We start from the raw sequence: 4015 nt of genomic DNA on the forward strand, positions 1-4015 counted from the left end.
GTTAGTTGTAATTTTAATTTTTTTTATCTGTATTATTTTCTAACATTTCATCGAATATAGCCATCATTTCATCACCTTTTTCTTTTTCAATAGTGAATCTAAGCGATTGAGCATAACGATAATAATAGACTGGTTCTAAATCTGTTGTCATGGCAAATAATTCTCCATACCACCTAGAAGCTTCCTTTAGTTTTTCATTGAAGAAATAGGCATTTCCTAATTTTTTAAACATGTCTATAGATTTATATCCTTTTTCTGCTACTCTTTCATAAGTTTGTAAAGGATTAACATAAACGAAGTCTGTATTTGTTTTTAAATCTTTCTTTACAATTGGATCAATAGGGAGAAAGGCTTGCTTTATTGAATCAGTAAGCTTTTCGATTTGGTTATCTGTGAGATGTTTATCTTCTGAAAAGTGAGGGGTTACAACTCTAGTATTGTTTGGCCCCAAATCATTGGTATTAACCTGGCTTAGGTCTGAAACTTCATAAGTGGTAGTGTAACCACCAAACTTCATATTTATCTTTTCTACGACATGATAGGAGCTGGCAGGCTTAACAGGCTTGACATCTATGTTTAAACTTTTAACAGTTGTTCTATTTTCACCTTCCATTTTTATTGTAGTTTCAGTCAATTTTAATTTTTGGGAAAAACTGCTAAAGGAAACAACAAATAATAAAATTAAATAAAATTGGCAGCCTTTCATGGTAATAAATTTTTATCGGATTATTTGTGGGTTCATTTTATCATTATTTTTTTAATTCTATCAGTTCTTCCAATGCGATTTTTTGCTTTAATCTCTGTAAGACTTTATTTGCTTGGTCATTTTTTTCTAAAAACATCAAACACTTAGCATAGCGGGAGTAATATTCCCTATCTAAATCAGAAGTTATGGCAAATAATTCTCCATACCATTTAGCCGCTTTATCTAACCTAGAATTTGAATAATAGGAGTTTCCTAATTTTTGAAATAGATCTACAGATTTGTAGCCTTTTGCAGCTACTCTTTCATATGTTTGTGTAGCATTTATGTATGCATATTTAGCATTTATTTTGTCAGTTATGTAAACTTTTTCATTTTGTGAATGAATCTTAAATGAAACAAGGCTTATTGTTGTGAAAAAAATTAGTTTTTTCCTCATAATAATTATTTTAAAAAAATCGTTGAGTAGTCATCTTATTATTGTTTCTAAATAATTCGTAGCGTAAGAAAATTTCATGCGAGCCAGAGTTATAGTTATCTAAATTAGTGGTTTCGAAATCATATCCATAACCTAAATATAGGGCTTCTGATACTTGAAAACCAACCATAGCGGATACCGCAGCGCTCCATCGATAGGCTATTCCAACTACAAACTTTTCATTAAACATAAAATTTCCTGACACATCTACTTGGAGTGGAGCTCCTTTTACCATTTTAGTTAATAAAGCAGGTTTGAATTTTATAGAGTTATTTAAATCGAGTATATAACCGGCAAGCAAATAGTAATTTATTTTTTCTTTAAAAATAGCAACTTCGTTGTCGTCATAACGATTTGTTTCTATAAAATTGGGTACTGATAATCCAACATAAGCTTTATCCGAATGCAAATAAACCCCAGCCCCAATATTAGGGGAGAACTTATTGTTAAAGTTTTGTAAACTAGGATCGCTATCAACTGGATTCAGCCGGGAAACATCCAAATCAAATAAGTTGGCCGTTGCTTTAATACCAAAAGATAGTTTAACATTAACAGAGGTTGGAATAGTGTAGGATAAATCAGTAGAAATCGTATTTTCATGCGTTGGACCTATTCTATCATTAATAACGGATACACCCAGTCCTAACCTGCTGTTGTTAAAAGGCGTATTTACAGAAACTGCATTTGTAACTGGCGCACCGTCTAACCCAACCCATTGGGTCCGATGCAACGCAAAGACACTCAGAGCTCCTCTTGATCCGGCATAAGCTGGATTAATATTTATTGTGTTATACATGTATTGTGTAAATTGAGCGTCTTGTTGGCCATAACTTACAACTCCAGTAAACAGCAAAGCGAATAATACTATTCTTGTCTTCATTTGGTTTCCTTTTTTATACCTGAGGGTTGCTAAGCCTCAGGAATTATGTTAAGTTATATTTACTTTGTAAGGTATAAATACCCGTCTTTTTGATTTGCTTGCGTGTTACCATTTAGATCAACGGAAGTGTATTTCAAAATATAGAAATAGGTTCCTGTTGGTAAGCCAGATGATTTATCAATTGTTGTTCTACCTCTTGAGTATCCATCAAAAGCATTAGTTTGATTATTATAGTTTTGAGTTTCAAAAACTAATACTCCCCAACGATTATAGATTTCAACTGTATTTTCAGGGTAACATATAGTATCCTCAATGCCGTCAATGACAAACATTTCATTAATTCCATCTCCATTTGGAGAGAAGGCATTATGGACGAGAATACTTTCACAACCTAATACCGAAGCTTTTTCAACCGTTAGCGAATCTTCGGCATGGATTGGAGACCCCGTTTGCGTGAATCCATCTGCTGTGGCAATATTAAGTACGGAATCTACTTCTAAGTCTACTATAGTTACAGTATGACTTTCACTAAAATCTTTGTATTCTCCGGGAGCCAATGTTGCAATCGTATTATTAAGTCCTGTCAAAGGATCTTGTACAACAATATCAAGAATCGTTATGTAACCTGTGTTTTCAACTCGTATGTTGTAATTAATCACATCTCCAACAAAGCTATACACTTCATCAATAATATCACGAGTAGTAACAGTGGCCGTTTTAGTTACTTTTAAATTTGGTAACGGCGTCACGGTGTAGTTTGCACAATCAGGTCCTGTACAGTCTGGTTTAGGAGGACAAATAGCACATGGCGTAGGGTCAGTCGAAGTGGCGGTTACAACCGTTCCCGAAGGCTGAGTACCACTAACTGTTGCTAGATTGTAAACAACACCCGCATTAATATCCGCTTGTGTGATTGTATAGGTACCGATAAAAGTAGTACTATTGGAAGCACCCGCAGCCATTGATGTTAAAGGTCCTCCAGTGATTACTATTCCAGGTAATGGATCAGCAATAGTTACATTAGTAAGGGTTACATTACCAGTATTTTCTATAACAAAAGTATAAGTGATTGTATCTCCCGGATTTGTAATGCCTGTCGGTGATGTTGAATCAGTGAATATTCCGTCTTTAGTTATGGTAATAGATGGTGTAGTACATATAATAAGTACATCTGCATCATTGTTAGTTTCAGAACTACCAGATAAGTCAGATACTTTTGTTTCGTCAGGAGCAAAGCCATCAACCGAAGCTTGATTGGTTATTTTTCCAGCATCTATATCAGCTTGAGTTACTGCGTATGTCGCTCTATAAATCCAAGTTTCAGTAACCTCCAATATGTTATTAGTGTTGGCATCTACACCACTAATAAGAGCAATAGAGGATAAACCAGGGTGAAGATCTTGAACAGCTACATTATGTAAGCTCACATTACCAGGGTTAGTCACGGTGAAGGTATAAGTAATGATATCACCTAAGGCTAGAATAACACATCCGTCTTCTCCAATTAGAATGTCATTGGTTTTCACAATGGCAATATTAGGTGAAGAACAAATTGGTATTACATTTTCTTCATTAGTATTTGCTCCATCACCAGATAAGTCAGATACTTTTGTTTCGTCCGGAGCAAAGCCATCAACCGAAGCTTGGTTGGTTATTTTTCCCTCATCGATATCAGCTTGAGTTACTGTGTACGTTGCAGTATAAGTCCAAGTTTCAGTAACCTCTAAAATATTGTTAGTATTGGCATCACCACCACTTAGAAGAGCAATAGCAGACAAGCCTACATGAGGGTCAGCAACTGTTACATTATATAAACTTACATTACCCGGATTAGTTACGGTGAATGTATAGGTTACGATGCTACCTACGACTAGGTTCGCACATCCGTCTTCTCCAATTAGAATATCATTGGTTTTCACAATGGCAATATTAGGTGAAGAACAAATTGGTATTA

Annotated in this window: 4 protein-coding genes; all 4 read right to left on the minus strand. The window is 34.8% G+C overall.

The features are described 5' to 3' along the window. Positions 1-13: 13 nt before the first annotated feature. The gene (locus tag CXF59_RS00045) at positions 14-706 is read right to left on the minus strand and encodes a hypothetical protein (protein ID WP_232758536.1); all 693 of its coding nucleotides are present in this window, start codon (positions 704-706) and stop codon (positions 14-16) included. A gap of 43 nt (positions 707-749) precedes the next feature. After that, positions 750-1142: a flagellar motor protein MotB gene (locus CXF59_RS00050; RefSeq protein WP_101135703.1), complete on the minus strand. Its 393-nt coding sequence runs from the start codon at positions 1140-1142 to the stop codon at positions 750-752. Between the two features lie 10 nt (positions 1143-1152). After that, positions 1153-2061, minus strand: a complete 909-nt coding sequence (locus CXF59_RS00055; RefSeq protein WP_101135704.1) for a type IX secretion system membrane protein PorP/SprF — start codon at positions 2059-2061, stop codon at positions 1153-1155. 59 nt (positions 2062-2120) lie between these two features. Then, positions 2121-4015 (minus strand): gliding motility-associated C-terminal domain-containing protein (locus tag CXF59_RS00060; RefSeq protein WP_157824483.1); only part of this gene is annotated, 1895 nt, incomplete at its 5' end.

The sequence above is a fragment of the Flavobacterium sp. ALD4 genome (assembly GCF_002836475.1).
Taxonomy (GTDB): domain Bacteria; phylum Bacteroidota; class Bacteroidia; order Flavobacteriales; family Flavobacteriaceae; genus Flavobacterium.